Source organism: Paucibacter aquatile (genome assembly GCF_002885975.1).
In the GTDB taxonomy this organism is placed as follows: domain Bacteria; phylum Pseudomonadota; class Gammaproteobacteria; order Burkholderiales; family Burkholderiaceae_C; genus Paucibacter_A; species Paucibacter_A aquatilis.
The window spans coordinates 221,706-237,015 of record NZ_POSP01000003.1 but is presented as its reverse complement, the minus strand read 5'-3'; the positions used below and the strand labels follow the sequence as shown (position 1 = coordinate 237,015).

The following is a 15,310-nucleotide window of genomic DNA, read 5'->3' as shown; positions in this document are numbered from 1 at the left end:
TCGTACTCAGAAGGCGCCGACGCGCTTTTCATGATCGATCTCGAAACCGTGCAGGCGTGCCAGACCCTCGATCTCGCGCACCTGCTCGGGCCGCACCGGACCCTTGCTGAAGTCGGCGCGGATGCCCGAGAGGCCCAGCAGCAAGGTCTCAGCGGCGCAGGCGAAGATCAGGCCCGGATCGAGCTGCATGCCGGGCAGCTCCAGCTCGGGCGCCATCGGCAGGCGCACCACGCCGCCGCGGATCAGGCGCAGCTGCGGCAGGGCCTGGACGCTGTCGGCATCGACATCGCCGGGCACCGCCACATCGCAAACCAGCACCGGGCGGTCGGTCGCGAAATGTTCGGCCCGCAGCACGGGCTGGGGGCTGCTGGAGGCGCTGATCACGATGTCGGCCTCGCGGCAGGCGTCCAGCGAGGTGCTCAGCTGCACCCAAGCCTGCTGCGCCAACCAGGTATCCAGCTGGGCCAGGTCCGGCGTGCCTTGCTGGGCTTGGCGCCACTCCCGCAGCGCCCGGGCCCAGGTGCTGGCGGCATCGATGCTGGGCAGCGGCTGTTGCAGCAGCTCGCTGGCGATGTCGCGCCGCACCTGGGCCAGGCGGGCCTCATGGCCGGGGCGTCCAAGCAGGATCAGGCGGCGACACTGCGCGGCCAGCAGCAGCGCTTGCACCTGACCGATATTGCCGGCGGCGCCGACCACGGCGACCACCGCTTCGGAACTGACCAGGCCCATGCGTGCGGCACTGGATCGGGTCGCGGCCAGGCTGGCCGCCACCGTCAGGGCGTTGCCGCTGGTGACGGGCGGATGCTCGTACTCGAAATCGATGCAGTTGGCGGTGACGATGGAGGTGTAGCCGCCAAAGCCGACCAGGCCGCAGCCTTCATCGCGCGCCCGCTGGTAGGCATGCTGGACCTGACGCCGAATCTGCTGGGCACGGTGGAAGCGGATGTCGGCGGCAATGCTCTCCGAATCCATCATGATGCCGTAGAGCCGCAGCTCGACCTCGCGACCCAGGGGTGAGCGCACGCGCCGGCTGGCAATCAGCTGCGGCTCCATCGCGCATTGCACGCGGCTGCACAGCTCGCTCAGCTGTTCGTCGCTGAGGCCGGCCAGGCCGGGCTCCCACTCGCGCAGGCTTTGGGCGTCGATCAGGTGGGCCAGGAAGCCGATGCGCTCCACGGCCGTGGCGCTGCCAGCGGGCGCCAGAGACTCGGCGCCGCTGCCCGTCCGCGCGGCCGGCAGGACCAGGGGCGTGAAGCCGCTGGACAGCATGTGGGCGAGCAGGCTTTGCAGATTGCCCTGGGCCAGCGTCTCGAACAAGGCCCGGAAGGCTTGCAGCGCCTGCTGCAGATCGGCGGGCTGCAAATAGGCCGAGGGCTGGATGCGCAGCACGCTGCGTCGGCCCAGCGAGGGCAGCACCCGCAAGCCATGAGCGTGCAGCAGATGGCCGGCGCAGACCATGCCCAGGAGCTGCTCCTGGGCCAGGCTGGCCAGCAGGGGGGAGCGATGCTCGCTCAGGTCCTGCAACTCCAGACCCAGCATGCAGCCGCGCCCGCGCACTGCGCGGATCAGCTCGGGATGGGCGCGCTGGAGGGCTTGCAAGCCCTCCAGCAAGGCCTCGCCGAGCGAGGCGCAGCGTTGCGCCACAGCATCGCGCTGCAGGATCTCGAGGCTGCGCAGCGCTACTCTGGCGCTGAGGTCGTCCTCGGCAAAGGTCGAGCTGTGCAGCATGCCGAACTCGCGGTGCTGCAGCGATTCGCGCACCGCCAGGGCCGAGATCTTGCACAGGCCACCACCCAGAGATTTGGCGAAGGTGAGGTAGTCGGCCGGCAGCCCTTGTGCTGCACTTTCGATCGGCCGGCCGGTGCGGCCCAGGCCGCACTGCACCTCGTCGGCGATCAGGGCCACCTCGGGGTGGTGCTCGCGCAGTGCTTGCAGCAGGGTGCGGAACTCCGCATCCAGCTCCAGGATGCCGCCCTCGCCGCGCAGGGGTTCGTAGATCAGACCCGCCAGCCGGGGCAGGCGGCGCTCGACCAGGCGCAGGGGCTGGAACTCGAACTGGTAGACGCTGACGCTGTGTTCGCGCAGCTGGGCCAGGAACTGGCTGGGCTCATGGACGAACAAGGCGTCGGGGTTGTTGCGCACAAAGGCCAGGCGGGCATCGCGGTTCCAGGTCAGGGCGAGCGAGCCCAGGGTCTTGCCATGGAAGGCATAGGGCAGGGCCGCCATCAGCGGCGCCGTGGCCAGGGCTTGCAGATTGCGCTGGTTCACGGCGGACAGCAAGGCGTCCACATGGTCCAGGGGCTCGTGTTGCAGCAGGCGCTCGGCCTGTTGCAGCAGGGGTGCGTCGATCTGGATCTCGCCGCGCTCCAGCCGGATCTGCAGCTCGCGGGCATTGGCCGCGCAGGCATCGCTCATGGCCTCCATGCGCTGGGCATAGGCATAACGGGCATGTTTGATGGCGGCTTCGACCGCCTCGGTGCCGGTGTTGAGCAGGTAGATCTTGTAGCGCTCGCCGCTGTGCTGGTGCAGGTAGTCGGCCAGGGCCTGCTTGAGTTCGCTGGCTTGTTGCCTGCGCGAGCCCTGGGCATGCACCGGGCGCTGCTGCGCCAGGCAGCGGGTCAACAGCTCCACCAGCTCGGGGTGGTTGTGGCCCAGCAGGGTGGAGCCGAAGCCGCCGACCAGATCCAGGACTTGCCGTTCCTTCCCGTTCTCATCGAGGTAGTAGAGATGGTCTCCGCGCGCGCGGGTGAACTCGACCATCAGCCCCGCCGTCTCCAGCAGCTCTTCCTTGCCCAATGTGGCTTGTCCCACCATGCTTGCCATGTTCAACGTCCTCCGCGCGCTTCACGCTTGTAGTCGCCGCGCAGTTGCTGCACGAGCTGGTTTTTCAAGACTTCGCTGCCGCCCGAGAACACGCTGCTGGGCAGGGCATTGCGAAGCTCGCGTTCGATGGCGCCACTGAGCATGCCGAGCGCGCCGTGCAGATGCACTGCATCGAGTCCGTTGAGCACGGCGGCCTCGCTGAGGGCAAGCTTTGCGGCCAGGCTGGCATCACCGCGGGCGGGCTGCGGCAGGTCCAGCGACCAGGCGGCGCGCAGGCAGAGCAGGCGCGCCGACTCGTAGCGCAGCTGCATATCGGCCAGGCGGTGGGCCAGGCTTTGCTGCTCGATCAGGGGGCGACCGAACTGCTCGCGCTCCTCCACATGGGACCAGCAAGCGCGCAGCTGGCGCTTCATGGTGCCCAGGTACATGGCGAACAGGCAGCTGCGTTCCCAGGCCATGCTGGCCTGGAAGATGGGGCCGCCGCTGCCCTCCTTGCCCAGGCGCTGGGATTCATGAACCCAGACGCCATCGAACTCCACATCGCCCATGGCCGTGGTGCGCAGGCCCAGCTTCTCATGCGGCGTGGCGCTGATGTGCACGCCGCTGCTGTGGCGGTCCAGCACAAAGCTGCTGTAGTCGAGAAAGCTGCCGCTCTCGCCGGTGCGGGCGTGGACGATGAGGAAGTCGCAGACCGGCGCATTGCTGATGTAGCACTTGCGCCCGCTGATGCGATAGCCCTGGCCTTCGCGTTGGGCCCGGGTGCGCATGGCCGAGATGTCCGAGCCGGCTTGCGCCTCGGTGATCGCATGGGCGCCCAGCCAGCCTTGCTTGCCGATCTGCGGCAACCATTCCTTTTGCTGCGACTCGCTGCCGAAGGTCAGCAGCGGATGGATGCAGGCGCACAGGTGGGCGGCCAGGGCGAACACCAGGCCGGTGTCCGGTACCTGCTCGCCCAGGGTCTCCAGGGCCAGAGCCAGATCCAGGGCGCCCAGGGCCTGCCCGCCGTACTCGGCCGGGGCGGGCAGCAGGTGCAGGCCCGCGCTGGCCATGGCCTGCCAGAGCGGCCGTGAGAACTCGCAGGCCCGGTCACGTTCGTGCAAGAGCGGGTCCTGCAAACTGGAGGCCAGGGTGGCGATACGCGCTTGCAGCGCATGCTGCGCGGGGGTCAGGGCGAACTGCATTCAAGCCTCTTCCAACACAAGGTGGTAATTGATGCCGCCGGTGCCAAAGGCATTGATGCCGGCACGGCGACGCTGCTGAGGGTTGCGTGGCCAGGGGCGCTCGGTGAACAAGGGGTCGAGGCCCAGGCGCGGCCATTCCAGCTCGGGCTTGAGCGGGCGTTCGAAGTGGTTGGCCGGCATGCGCTCATGGGCCAGGGCCAGCACGGTCTTGATCAGGCTGGCCATGCCGGCCGCGGCAAAACAGTGGCCGAACTTGGACTTGAGCGCCCCCAGTGCCAGGCCTTGGGTGGCCCCGGCGTAGACCTCGGCCAGCGAGGCGGTTTCCACCTGATCGCCAATCAAGGTGCCGGTGCCGTGGGTCTCCACATACTGCAGCGCCGACGGGCCGATGCCCTGGGTCGTCAGCGCGGCAAAGGCACGACGCATGGCCTGGGTCTGGCCCGCCTGGTTCGGCGCGATCATGGATTTGCTGTCGGTGCTGGCGCCGAAAGCCAGCAACTGTGCAAGCACTGGCAAGCCCAGGGCCTCAGCCTGGGGCTTGCGCATCAGCAGCACCGCGCCGGCGCCATCGCCCGGCGTGAAGCCGCTGGCATCGATGCCGAAGCTGGCCATCAAGCCGGGCGCCAGCATGCGTTGTGCGGCGCAGAGCAGCAGATCGCTGCTGTTGACCGGCAGCTCCACACCCAGCACCAGCACGGTGTCGACCTGACCGGCGCGCAGGGCCAGGCCGGCCAGATCGAGCGCCGCCATGGAGCTGGCACATGCGGCTTCAAGCGCCAGAACCTGGGCCGGCAGGTCGCCGACCACGGCACGCCCCAGGCCGCTGGCGGTGGCCAGGCCCTGGTCCTCGGCGGAAGGCAGGCGTTCGGCCTGGGCCTGGTTGTGCAGGGCGTGGGCCAGCGATTGGCGCAGTGCCTCGTTCCAGCCCTGCAGGCGGCCGAGCGCATCCAGGCGCTCCAGCACGCGCGGCAGCAGGGCTTGGGCGCCGGCGCTGCGCAAGGCCGGCGTCGTCAGATTGCTGGCGCAGATGACTTGCAGCCGGCCGAGGCGCTCCGGGGCCAGGCCGGCGACAGCCGACCAGGCCTCGCTGGCCACGCTGCGCGCCAGATGCATGCTGGCTGCATGCGGGTGCAGGGCCGGCTCGAGACCGGCATGGCTGGCCTGCTCGATGTAGTAGGCCAGGCTGTGGCGGGCTTGCGGGTCCAGGAAGGGATCGCAATGATGGCGCGCCGGGTCGAGCGGGCGGAAGCGGTGGCCGGGCTGGCTCAGGGCTGCCCAGAACTCGGCATTGCCCCGGGTGTCGCCAAAGGCGCTGCCGCAGCCGACCACGGCCACCGGGCCCGTCTCGGAGCCAGCCTGTTCCGGTAGCGGCTGGCCGGCGGCCTGCAGCACAAGACGCGCCTGCGGGCCGAGTTCGGCGTGGACGGCTGGGCTGCGGCTCGCACCAGCTCCCGCGGTTTGTGCTTGTGCTTGTGCTTGTGCTTGAGCCAGGGCCGCCAGAGCCAGGGCCTGCAAGTCTTGCATCGCATGGCCGTAGCCCAAGACCGTCTGCACAGGCAAGACCTGACCCTCGATGTGCACCACCGGCCCGGCGGCCACGGTCGCTGCGGGCCTTGGACAGACGGGCGTGGCGGGGGGCAGCTGCAGCATCATCTGCCCGGCGTGGGCCGCGGACACATCGCCGAGCAGCAGGGCGCAGGCGGACTCGCGCCAGGTGGGCAGCTCAGGGGTGGAGGTGTCCGTCAGGTCGGGGCGTTCGTGCAGGGGACTGTCCAGGGTTTGCGCGCCCAGGATCAGCACCTGCCGGCTGCCGCCATGCGACAGACAGTTCAGGGCTGCGGCCAGCGCTGCGCGCCCACCTTCGGCACGTGCCTCCAGGGCCAGCACGCGTCCGCGCAGCTGAAAATGCGCGGCCACCCGTGCGGCCAGGGCGCTGGCCATTTCGCCCACCTTGTCGTGCGAGCTGGCGGTGAAGCCCTGCTCCAGATCCTGACGCCACAGTTCCAGCAGAGCACGTGCATCGGGGTGGTCGCGCCAGCCCGCGGCGGCCCAGCGCAGCGCTGCCGCGCGAGCTTCGTTTTCGTGGCTGCGGTTGAGCCCGAGGGCGGTGACGAGAATCACATCGCAGTGCTCGCGTTCGAGCTTCACGCCCGCCCGCTCGGCCTGCTGCAGCGCTTCTTGCGCGAGTTCGAGCAGATGGATCTGAATGCGGTGGATGGACGCGCGATAGATCGGTGGGATGCCGAATTGACCCAGATCGCCCGCGCTTACGGGCAGGCGCTGCTCGGCAGGCAAGGGCGGCAGGTTATGGAGCGGCAAGGCATGGTCCGCGCCTGAACCCGTGCAGGCCGAGCGGACGGCCGCCAGCCGATCCAGCCAATCCTGGGTTGCTGGCAGGTTGGCGTGACGCAAGCCCATGCCCAGCAGGTGTGCGGCGGAAGCGTTCATGACTGGGCGGCCTCTTCATCCAGGATCAGGGCCTGAAGCCGGCGCAGGTCGATCTTGCCGTTGGCGTTCTTGGGCAACTGAGCCAGCGCCACCCATTGCTGCGGCACCATATAGGCCGGCAGGAGGCTGGCGCAATGCTGCTTCAGAGCCAGGGTGCCGGGCACGCAGCAGCCTTCGCGCGGCACATAGGCGGCCAGCAGGCGGGTGCCACTTGCGCCTGGCAGGGCCAGCACCGCGCATTCGGCCAACTGGCTTTGGCGAGCCAGGGCCGCCTCGATCTCCCCGAGTTCGACGCGGAAGCCATGGATCTTGACCATGCGGTCGCGGCGACCGTGATAGAGCAGGCTGCCCCGATGCCAGGAGCCCTGGTCACCCGTGGCATGGCGGCCCAGCCGGTGCTGGTGGCTGTTGGCATCGTCGGGGCGTTGCCAGTACCCGGGCGTGACACAGTCACCGGCCACCCAGATCTCGCCCTGATGGCCTTCCTCGACGATGTGGCGACCGCTTTCGTCCTGCAGCCAGACCTCGGCGCCGCGGATGGGGCGGCCAATTGGCACAGGCCCATCGCTGGCCAGGTCTTCGGCGCTGACCGGATGCCAGAGGCAGACATTGGTCTCGGTCGGGCCGTAGAAGTTGTAAAGGCGACAGTCGCGCGGCAGCTGCGCTGCCAGGGCCTGCAGCAGCGGCTTGGGCATGACTTCGCCGGCAAAGATCAGGTGGCGCAGGGCCGACTGGCGTTCCGGTGTGAGGACGCCGCTGCGCAGCAGAAGGCCGAAGGTGGAAGGCACGCCGTAGACCACGGTGGTCGCTTGCTGCTCCAGCAGCTCGCCCAGTCGCGCCATATGACGCAGCTCCGACTCGTGGCTGATGTAGACGCTGGCGCCGGCCTGCAAGGCAGCGAAGAGATCGAAGGTGCTGAGGTCGAAATTGAAGCTCGCGAGATTGAGCAGGCGGTCTTCATGCTGCAGGCCCAAGGTCTGGGCGGCCCAGCTGACGAAATTGAGCACATTGAGCTGGCTCAGCTGCACGCCCTTGGGCAGCCCGGTGGAGCCCGAGGTGTAGAGAATGGCGGCCACCGCTCCGGGATCGATGCGCTCCTCCTGCAAGGCCGGTCCAGGGGGAAGGCCGGTCAGCTTCGGAGAAAGCCAGCGTCCCTGGGCTTCGGCCCAGGCGTCCGCCCAGGCCTCCAGCGCCGGCGTCTGCTCGCTCAGCACCAGCAGGCGTGTCGGGCGTGTGTCGGGATCGCGGCGCTGCGCTTGGGCCTGAAGCCAGAGTTCGGCATGGGCGGCATCCAGGATCAGCAAGGCTGGCCGCGCGTCGGCCACGATGGCTTGCACGCGCTCGACCGGCTGCGCTCCGTCCAGGGGCAGGTAGCGTGCGCCCGAGAACAGCGTCGCCAGAATGCACTGGGCGTACAGCGCCTGCTTGTCCATCCAGATGGCCACGGCCTGGCCGCCGCAGTCCGCCAGCAGCTGCTCACGGGCCGTGGACACCCATTGGCGGCAATCGCCATAGCTCAGCTCATGTCCAGCGTCACGCAGCAGCGGCCAGGCGTCGGGCCATTTCAACAGGGCTTGATGCACGCCGCGTTGCAGCACGGCTTGCAGTCCCAGGGACCGCCGATCCATGGCTGCTGGGGTCGTTTCCAGCGTGGGGCTGCTCATGCGGCCAAGGCCTCATGCAGGGGCAGGCGGTTCTCCTGGGCGGCCGCGAGCAGCATGTCCAGCGCCTGGTCGAGATCCTGCCGGGTGTGCGATTCCAGCACGCTGATGCGCAGGCGCGCATCTCCCACGGCCACGCCGGGGAAGACCACGGTCTGGCAGTAAAGACCGCGCCGACGCAGGGAGCGACCCATATTCATGGCCAGGGTCTCGTCGCCGATGCGTACCGGGATGATGGCGCTGTTTGACTGCTCCGTGTCGAAGCCCAGTCGGTCCAGGCTGGCCTTGAGGTAGTCGATATTGCTCCACAGCCGCGCCAGCCGCTCTGGCTCCGCTGCCATGATGTCCAGGCTGGCGTTCAAACCCGCGGCCACGGGGGCCGGAATCGTGGCCGCGAAGACATAGCTGTTGGCGTAGTAGCGCAGGTAGTCAATTACCTCAGCGTCACCAACAACAAAGCCACCCTGGCCACCCAGGGCCTTGCTCATGGTGCCGACCTCGAGATCCACCCGGCCCTTGAGCTGGAAATGCTCGGTGGTACCGGAGCCGGTGGTGCCGAGCACTCCGGTGCTGTGGGCCTCGTCGATCAGCACGCGCGCCTGGTAGCGCTGGGCCAGCTTGAGCAGCTCGGGCAGATGCACGATGTCTCCATGCATGCTGAAGACCCCGTCGGCGACGATCAGGCGCCCGCCCGACTGGTCTTCATGGCGCGCCAGCATGTCCTCCAGCGCTTGCATGTCGTTGTGCGGGTAGAGCCGGCGGGTGGCGCCCGAGAGCTTGCAACCGTCCTGAATGCTCATGTGGTTGTAGACATCGCCGATGACTTGATCGCCCGGTCCCACCAAGGCGGCGATGGTGCCCAGATTGGCTGAGTAGCCGGACGGGAAGACCAGGCAATCCTCGCGGCCCTTCAGCTGTGCCAGCTTGCGCTCCAGCACCTGATGCACCTCGGTGGTGCCGGCGATCAGACGGCTGCCGGTGTTGGTGGCACCGTACTCGCGGCTGGCCTGCTGAATCGCGTCCAGCACCCGTTCGTCATTGGCCAGGCCCAGGTAGTTGTTGGAGGCGAACAGCAGGAACTCACGCTCCCGGCCCTCGTGCCGGTCGAAGATGCGCGCACGGTTGCTGCTGCGCCCACGCGAGGCCATGCCGTACCAGAAGTGGCCTTGCTCGGCCCGCTCGCGCTGGAAGCGCTGGAAGCGACGGGTCTTGGTGAAGATGTCCGGGTCGGTGCCGTTGCCGACAAAATCACGCATGGTCGTCTTGCTGCCCGTGCTGCCCGTGCTGCTGCTGGAGTCAGCCGTGGCCAGCGCGGGCGCGCTGAAGGCGGCTGCAGCGGCCACTGCAGCCCGGGCCAGCGCAGCCGGGTCGGCGCTTGGCGGCTGTTGCACCGGAGCCTGTGCCGGTAGCTGGGCCGCAAAGCGCGCGCTCAGGCTCACCAGGGTGTCGGAATCCCCCGGGGACACGCTCACCCGCGTCTGCAGGAGACTGTTGAGCTCGCTGACGATGCCGGCCAGCATGATGGAGTCGATGCCCAGATCCTCTTGCAGCAGGGCATGGTCCTGCAAGGCCTCATCGGCGTACTGCGAGTGCTTCTGAACGACCGCCCTGACGGTGGCCGCAATGTCGTGATGTGCTGCGTTCATGGTGCGTGCTGCGTGGTTGACGGGCTGACTGAGGTGCTGGCCTGGCTGCTGGGCTTCAGGCGGCTTGCGGCTTGTGCGGCAAGATGTGGATGGGCTTGATCTCGCAAGGCGGCGCCTCCTGCTCGTTGGCGGCTCGCTGGGCCGAGGCAGCGCTCACCTGGCTCTGCGCTTGAGCTTGGGCCTCCTGGATCAGCTGATCGCGCAGACGCAGGTAGTAGGCATTGACCTTGTCGACCGAGATCAGCCGGTTGGCCTCCAGGCTGGAGATCTTGGGAGTCTGGCCCCTGAGCGCGGCCATGTCCTTGGATTGCTGGATGAAGCGCTCCATGCGACACATCAGCCAGGGGCGCACGCGGCGCCAGCCCGGGATGGGCAGGGGCTTCACCATCGGGAACAGCAGGTCGCGCTTGGGCTCCTTGTAGCAAATGCAGAGCCAGCAGTTCTCATCGTCGATGGGCGTGGCGATCAGGTAGACGTCGAACACATCGTTGCGGATCTGCACCATGTTCGGCATCTGCACATCCACGCCGATGCGCCAGCCGCGGGTCCAGGGCAGGCGTGCCCTGAGGGTTTCCTCGGCCGTGCGGTCGTCGTCGGGCCGCAGGATGAAATCGCTGCGAATCAGGTGCCCTTCGAGATGGCAGCTGAAGTCATCGACGCGTCCGCCCTTGGGGTCCCAGATGTTCAGGGCCGAACCCTTGTGGACGAAGGGCACATGGTAGACCTCGCAGACGCTCTCCACATAACGTGTGTAATGCGTGGGCGCATGCCAGGCATAGCGCGAGGTGAAGCCGGTGTACTCAGCAAACTCCTTGAACATGGGCACTTCCGGCAGTTGCTCGGGCACCTGCTCGCCGGTCCAGCACCAGATCAGCCCATGTTGCTCGCGCACCGTGAAGCTGGGCACCTGCATGTGCTTGGGCACCACGCCGTTCTTGCCCAGCACCGGCATGTGCACGCAGCGGCCATTGGCGTCGTACTGGAAGCCGTGGTAGGGGCAGGCGATGTAGTCGCCATGCTGCTGACCGTGGCTCAAGGGCACGCCCTTGTGGGCACATCGGTCGGCCAGACAAACCACCTGGCCGGCGGTGTCCCGGTAGACCACCAGGTTCTTGTTGAAGCGGCGAATCCCGACGGGTTTTTTCTTCTTGACGTCTTCGCTGCGAAGGATGGCATACCACTGGTTCGGAATCATGCGATTTTCTCCAAGGGGTTGAGACGCAGCACCAGCGCTTCGAGCTGGGCGACATTGGCGAAATGCTCGGGGTGGATGTCGGCCACCGGAATCTGCACGCCGAACTCCTGGCGGATGTAGTCCACGACATCGAAGAGTGCGGCGGAATCCAGGATGTTGAGCTCCAGCAAGGGGGTGTCCCGCTGCACGCGGCTGCCGTCACCCAGGAAGGCATCGGCGATGAATCGGCACAGGGTCAGTGAGAAATGGCTGTCAGCCATGGCGTGCTCCTTCAGCAGGCAAGAGGGTGCAATTGGGTGCGGCGCCAGATTTCCTGGGCCAGCAGGGCGGGGCTGTTGTGGCGGTAGAGCGCATCAGGCTCCAGCTGGATGCCGTGGCTGCTGTCCAGATCGGCCAGCAGCTCCAGCGCCGCCACCGAATCCAGCGCCATGCTGGCAAAGCTGTCCTCGGGGTGCAGCTGCGCAGGCGTGCAACGCAGCGCCTGGGCGATGCGAAGCAGCAACCAGCTTTCGATGGCGGCCGCGCTGTCCAGGCGCGTGGGCAGCGTGTTTGCCGCGGCCTGGCTTTCGATCGCTTCAGTCCGAGCATCGATGCGCAGGTAGATGGGCAGCCGGCCTTCAATGAACTCTTGCTTCAGCGCCACGCGCTGCAGCTTGCCCGAGGAGGTGGTGCGCACCGTCTTGCGCGGGATGAAGAGCAAGGTATCGAGCGTGATGCCGTACTTCTCGCTCAGGCGGGCGTTGATGCGGCGCTGCATGTCGAGCTCGTCGATCGCGCTGCGCGGAACCTCCAGCGCCAGGGCCACCTGTTCCTCGCCCAGCGGACCATGCTGGAAGGCCACAGCACGGCAGTTGATCAGCTCGGGGCAGGCGCTCAGGGCTTCATGTTCGAGGTCTTGAGGGAAGTAATTGGCACCGCGAACAATCAGCAGCTCCTTGCTGCGCCCGGTGATGAACAGCTCGCCTTGATCCAGGGCGCCGAGGTCGCCGGTGCGCAGCCAGCCGCCTTGCCCATCCAGCCATTGGTTGAAGCTCTGGGCGCTGCGCTCGGGGTCTTGCCAGTAGCCGTGGGTGACGCTGGAGCCGCGCACCCAGACCTCGCCGATTTCACGCTCGCCGCGCGCCAGTCGCGAGCTGGGCTCGACGATGCGAAGCTCCAGGCTGGCGTGAGGCCTGCCACAGCTGACCACGGTCTGGCTGTGCGGCAGCTGCGCATCCTGCGGCAGCCATTGCTGGCGCGCCAGGGCGCGTGCGTCCAGGTGGCGTCGCCCCAGTGCCTGACCCAGGGGCTTGCCGCTGACCATGAGGGTGGTCTCGGCCATGCCGTAGCAGGGGAACAGTGCTTCGGCCTTGAAGCCCGCTGCGGCGAAACGTTGAGCGAAGGCATCCATGCAGCGCGCATGGATGGGCTCGGCGCCGCAGAAGGCCACCCGCCAGCCACTGAGGTCCAGATCCTGCAGCTCGCGATCACGCACCTTGTCGACGCAGAGCTGGAAGGCAAAGTTGGGGCCGCCGCTGCTGACCCCGCCGCTGCAGCCCTGGCTGAACTCGCTCACCGCTTGCAGCCATCGGGCGGGGCTGCGCACCAGCACACTGGTGGGCATCAGCAAGGTGGCGAAGCCTGCATGGACCGGCTGCAAGACGCCGCCGACCAGGCCCATATCGTGATACGGCGGCAACCAGATCACCGATCGGCTGTGCCCCTTGCGGTGGCCGAAACACTCCTGGATCAGTTGCGAGTTCTCGACCAGATTGCGCTGGCTCAGCATCACGCCCTTGGGCCGGCCGGTCGAGCCCGAGGTGTACTGCAGCATGGCCAGGGCCTCCGGGTCGGGATCCAGCCCGGCCAGGCTGGCTGCGGGCGCCTGATCCAGCTCCTCGACGCAGATCCATCGAGTGGCGCCAAGCTCAGGGTCGGTGCGCAGCTCGGCCAGTTCCTCATGGAGGCTGGCCCGGCGGCACAGCACATGGGCCTGGCCCAGCTCACGCAGCACCAGGCGCAGACGATCGGCCTGCAAGGGGCTGCGCGGCGGAAAGGTCGGAACGACCACGATGCCCGCCGCCAGGCAGGCCAGAAAGGCCACCACGAACTGCCGCCCCTGCGGCAGGGCCAGGACCAGCTGAAGACGCCCCTCGTCCGCACCCGGCAGCTGGCGCAAGGCCTGGGCATAACGACCCACCCAAGCGGCCAATTGGCTGTGGCTCAGTTGCTCGTCCTGATCGTCCTCGGTTTGCCAGAATTGGTAGACCAGGGCGTCGCCCTGTTCTGCTGCATTGCGACGCAAGGCCTCGGCAAAGTTGCGCGCTCGGGGCCACTCGGGCAGCTCATGGCTGATGCTGTGCTCCTGCGGCGGGGCCACCGCACGAGGGCGGGTGGAGGGGGCGATCAGGGTGTCGTCGAAGCTCATGGTGCTCTCGCGGTTGGGTGCCGGGCTCAGGCCGCCTGAACGCTGGGGCTGCGGCCGGCCGCTTGCACGCGCAGGGGGCGACGGGATTGGCATTCGATCTGGCAGGCAAACAGGCGGTGGCCGCCAACCACCTGCGCGGGCGCCAGGGCGCGGGTGACAAAGCCGGCCATGTTCAGCAGTCGCTCGATGCCCACAGGGGAGACGGTGACCAGGCTGCGAACGCCCAGGCCCCGGGCGTGGTCCAGGGCCGCCTGCAGCAAGGCGATGGCCTCGGTCGAGGAAAACTGGGGCAGCGTGCTGTGGGCGCGCGGCCGGTCTGCATCGATCAAGGCTTGACTCGGATTGAGAACTGCAAAGCGCGAGAGCTCCCAAACCGCCGCATCGCGCGGCAATAGCCCCGGCGCCAGCATGGGGAAGACCTCCTGCAGCAGGTAGGGCCTCAGCGTCGGCAGCAGGCGGGCGCATCCTCCCAGGGCGCCCGATTCGTCACGCAGCAGGAGGTAATGGGCATGGGCATGATCGAACTGATCGAGCTCGCAGCCTGGAGGGCAGTCGAGCTGCCACCCCAAGGTTTCGACGAACACCTGGTAGCGGTAGGCCGCAATCTCGGCCAGCAGTTGCGCCCCCATCTCGTCTCGCGAAACAGCACTGATATGCACGTCCATCTCCTCCGTTTGGAACGGTGCGGACGATACGCAAAGCGCTGTGGTTTGAAACCTATCAACTCTGGTAGGTCGATTGCCATGAAGCTGCAGCATGCCTGGGGGCGGGCGATGCCGGCCTGCGGCTGCCCGCTCCGGCGGGTCAGAAGTCTCGACGCAGGCCGATGGCCGCACTCAGGTCTCGCGCGTCGTGGAAGTCCCAGGACGATTGGCGATGGCGCCAGGACAGGCGCCCGAAGGCCGTGAACTTGCGCAGCCCGAAGGGTGCGGCGTGAAAGGCCATCAGCGCCGCGCTGTGGATCTGTTCACTGGCTACCCCGCTCGACGCTGGAGCCAGGGGATGCGGGCCGCGCTGCTTTTGCCGATGCCAGGCCAGGCTCAGTGCCAGCCCCTGACGTCCCCATTGCTGCTGGTAGCGCAGCTCGCCACCCCAGCGCCGGTGGGCCATGGCCTGCCCTTCGGCGGTGTCGTGGCGGGCGTCGAGCTGCCAGCTCAAGGTCTGGTGGGCGCCGACATCGTGGCTTCGCCACAGGCTCAGCTCGCTGACGCGGCCCGAACGTCGCAGCAGCAAACGCTCGGCCTCCGCGAGCGACTGCTGGCCACTGAGTTCCGTGGCGATTCGGCGCTGCGCGCTGCTCAAGCGCAGGTTGTAGCTGCTGCCCAGCAACTGCGACGCCTCGATCTGCCAGCCCTGCAGGCTTTCCCGGCTGCGCTGGCGCACGACACCCAGGGCATAGGGGTCTTGCCAGACTTCGCGCTGGGGCAGAGCCGGCATCCAGTACAGGCCCAGAGTGGAGCCATCATCCCAACGCATGCGAGAGCCGAGCAGCATGTGATAGCCATCGGCCACGCCGCCCACGGCACTGCTGACCCGCCACTCGCCCGCCGTGCTCCCCAGGCGCTGACGCAACTCGAACATGGGGCGCAGGCGCAGCTGCCGGTGTGCGTCAACCGTGGACTGCAGCGACTCTTGCTGGGCTTGCCCCTCGCCGTCCAGGCGGGATCGGCGCTGCTCGGCCATCAGCAGCAGGCTGATATGCCCGTGCAGGCCGACTGAGTCGGCTGCTTCTTGCGGTACCGGTGATGCGGCTGACGTGCCTGCCGCGTGGGCAGGGGGCAGGCTCAGGAACGGACCCATGCCGAGCCCACAAATGAGGCGCCAAGCGAGGCGGTGCGCCAGGGCGGGCGCCCTGCCAGCTCGGCGGTGGGCAGGCGACGCGGTTTGAGCGGCGTGCGGGAGAACAGAGGCGGTGAATGCCATGGTGTCGATTCCTGTGTGATGGGGAT

General features: G+C 67.9%; 10 protein-coding genes. All 10 read right to left on the bottom strand.

Going from position 1 to position 15,310, the window contains the following annotated elements; genetic code table 11:
- Positions 1 to 6: 6 nt before the first annotated feature.
- Positions 7 to 2,823: an aminotransferase class III-fold pyridoxal phosphate-dependent enzyme gene (locus tag C1O66_RS04395; RefSeq protein WP_102766774.1), complete on the bottom strand. Its 2,817-nt coding sequence runs from the start codon at positions 2,821 to 2,823 to the stop codon at positions 7 to 9.
- Positions 2,824 to 2,825: 2 nt separating this feature from the next.
- Complete coding sequence (locus C1O66_RS04390) at positions 2,826 to 4,004, bottom strand: acyl-CoA dehydrogenase family protein (protein WP_102766773.1); 1,179 nt, start codon at positions 4,002 to 4,004, stop codon at positions 2,826 to 2,828.
- The gene (locus C1O66_RS04385; protein WP_102766772.1) at positions 4,005 to 6,452 is read right to left on the bottom strand and encodes a polyketide synthase; all 2,448 of its coding nucleotides are present in this window, start codon (positions 6,450 to 6,452) and stop codon (positions 4,005 to 4,007) included.
- Complete coding sequence (locus C1O66_RS04380; protein WP_102766771.1) at positions 6,449 to 8,116, bottom strand: AMP-binding protein; 1,668 nt, start codon at positions 8,114 to 8,116, stop codon at positions 6,449 to 6,451. Before C1O66_RS04380 ends, C1O66_RS04385 begins: the two co-directional genes overlap by 4 nt.
- A complete protein-coding gene (locus C1O66_RS04375; RefSeq protein ID WP_102766770.1) occupies positions 8,113 to 9,759 on the bottom strand; it encodes an aminotransferase class I/II-fold pyridoxal phosphate-dependent enzyme in 1,647 nt (548 codons plus the stop codon). Before C1O66_RS04375 ends, C1O66_RS04380 begins: the two co-directional genes overlap by 4 nt.
- 55 nt (positions 9,760 to 9,814) lie before the next feature.
- Positions 9,815 to 10,954 (bottom strand): aromatic ring-hydroxylating oxygenase subunit alpha, encoded by a 1,140-nt coding sequence (locus tag C1O66_RS04370; RefSeq protein ID WP_102766769.1) that lies wholly within the window; start codon positions 10,952 to 10,954, stop codon positions 9,815 to 9,817.
- Complete coding sequence (locus tag C1O66_RS04365; protein WP_102766768.1) at positions 10,951 to 11,214, bottom strand: acyl carrier protein; 264 nt, start codon at positions 11,212 to 11,214, stop codon at positions 10,951 to 10,953. The genes C1O66_RS04370 and C1O66_RS04365 overlap by 4 nt, the downstream gene beginning before the upstream one ends.
- 11 nt (positions 11,215 to 11,225) lie before the next feature.
- Positions 11,226 to 13,361, bottom strand: coding sequence for an AMP-binding protein (locus C1O66_RS04360; RefSeq protein ID WP_165794475.1), 2,136 nt, complete (start codon positions 13,359 to 13,361; stop codon positions 11,226 to 11,228).
- Between the two features lie 26 nt (positions 13,362 to 13,387).
- Positions 13,388 to 14,026 (bottom strand): acyl-homoserine-lactone synthase, encoded by a 639-nt coding sequence (locus tag C1O66_RS04355; protein WP_243392705.1) that lies wholly within the window; start codon positions 14,024 to 14,026, stop codon positions 13,388 to 13,390.
- A 139-nt stretch (positions 14,027 to 14,165) separates the two neighbouring features.
- Positions 14,166 to 15,161, bottom strand: a complete 996-nt coding sequence (locus C1O66_RS04350; protein ID WP_165794474.1) for a DUF2860 family protein — start codon at positions 15,159 to 15,161, stop codon at positions 14,166 to 14,168.
- Between the last annotated feature and the right edge of the window lie 149 nt (positions 15,162 to 15,310).

What these genes read in the sequence shown, in the direction of transcription:
- C1O66_RS04375 (WP_102766770.1), bottom strand. Translation starts at nt 9,759, where the DNA reads ATGAACGCAGCACATCACGACATTGCGGCCACCGTCAGGGCGGTCGTT.
- C1O66_RS04360 (WP_165794475.1), bottom strand. Translation starts at nt 13,361, where the DNA reads ATGAGCTTCGACGACACCCTGATCGCCCCCTCCACCCGCCCTCGTGCG.
- C1O66_RS04355 (WP_243392705.1), bottom strand. Translation starts at nt 14,026, where the DNA reads ATGGACGTGCATATCAGTGCTGTTTCGCGAGACGAGATGGGGGCGCAA.
- C1O66_RS04350 (WP_165794474.1), bottom strand. Translation starts at nt 15,161, where the DNA reads ATGGGTCCGTTCCTGAGCCTGCCCCCTGCCCACGCGGCAGGCACGTCA.
- C1O66_RS04390 (WP_102766773.1), bottom strand. Translation starts at nt 4,004, where the DNA reads ATGCAGTTCGCCCTGACCCCCGCGCAGCATGCGCTGCAAGCGCGTATC.
- C1O66_RS04385 (WP_102766772.1), bottom strand. Translation starts at nt 6,452, where the DNA reads ATGAACGCTTCCGCCGCACACCTGCTGGGCATGGGCTTGCGTCACGCC.
- C1O66_RS04395 (WP_102766774.1), bottom strand. Translation starts at nt 2,823, where the DNA reads ATGGCAAGCATGGTGGGACAAGCCACATTGGGCAAGGAAGAGCTGCTG.
- C1O66_RS04365 (WP_102766768.1), bottom strand. Translation starts at nt 11,214, where the DNA reads ATGGCTGACAGCCATTTCTCACTGACCCTGTGCCGATTCATCGCCGAT.
- C1O66_RS04370 (WP_102766769.1), bottom strand. Translation starts at nt 10,954, where the DNA reads ATGATTCCGAACCAGTGGTATGCCATCCTTCGCAGCGAAGACGTCAAG.
- C1O66_RS04380 (WP_102766771.1), bottom strand. Translation starts at nt 8,116, where the DNA reads ATGAGCAGCCCCACGCTGGAAACGACCCCAGCAGCCATGGATCGGCGG.